Origin of the sequence: Amycolatopsis thailandensis, from assembly GCF_002234405.1 — a bacterium.
In the GTDB taxonomy this organism is placed as follows: domain Bacteria; phylum Actinomycetota; class Actinomycetes; order Mycobacteriales; family Pseudonocardiaceae; genus Amycolatopsis; species Amycolatopsis thailandensis.
The window spans coordinates 1-600 of the sequence record NZ_NMQT01000272.1; the positions used below are offsets into that span (position 1 = coordinate 1).

The window sequence follows — 600 nt, forward strand, 5'->3', positions numbered from 1 at the left end:
TACCTCGGCCGGCGTCGGGAAGTGGACGTCCTTGTGCGGCGGCTCTTCCATCCACGTCGGCCAGCCCGCGTGGCCGGCGACGATCAGGGTCCCGCCGGGGGACACGGCCTCGGTGGCGCGTCGGAGTGCCTTGTCCCGCTCGCCGTTTTCCTCGACGGGGGAGTGGAAGAACTGTGCGGAGACGAGGTCGAAGCGCCCCTCCGGGAACGATTTCGCCAGGTCATGGCGCTCCCAGACGATGCCCTCGGCACCGGCTTCGGCCGCGTGCCCGGCGGCACGCTTCAGCGCGACGTCCGAGATGTCGACGGCGGTGACGCGCCATCCCTGCCGCGTGAGCCAGATCGCGTCGCCGCCTTCGCCGCAGCCGAGATCCAGTGCCGTGCCCGGCGTCAGCGAGGCGACCTCGGCCACCAGGATCGGGTTCGCCTTGCCGCTCCAGACCTGGTCCTTGTCTCGATAGAAGTCTTCCCAGAACTGTTGTGTGGAATCCATGTCCGAAAGATGCCCCTGATTCGACCGGGCTCGCAAGTTCCGTTGCCGTTATGGCAAAACCAGGAGTGTGCCCGCGTCGGCGTCGAGGGCGGCCCGTGCGTCGCGGGG

1 protein-coding gene is annotated in these 600 nt (G+C 68.8%); it reads right to left on the bottom strand.

Translation table 11 applies throughout. The annotated features are described in order from the left end of the window. A partial coding sequence (locus CFP71_RS42255) for a class I SAM-dependent methyltransferase (RefSeq protein WP_093939446.1) occupies nt 1-492 on the bottom strand: 492 nt, incomplete at its 3' end. Between the last annotated feature and the right edge of the window lie 108 nt (nt 493-600).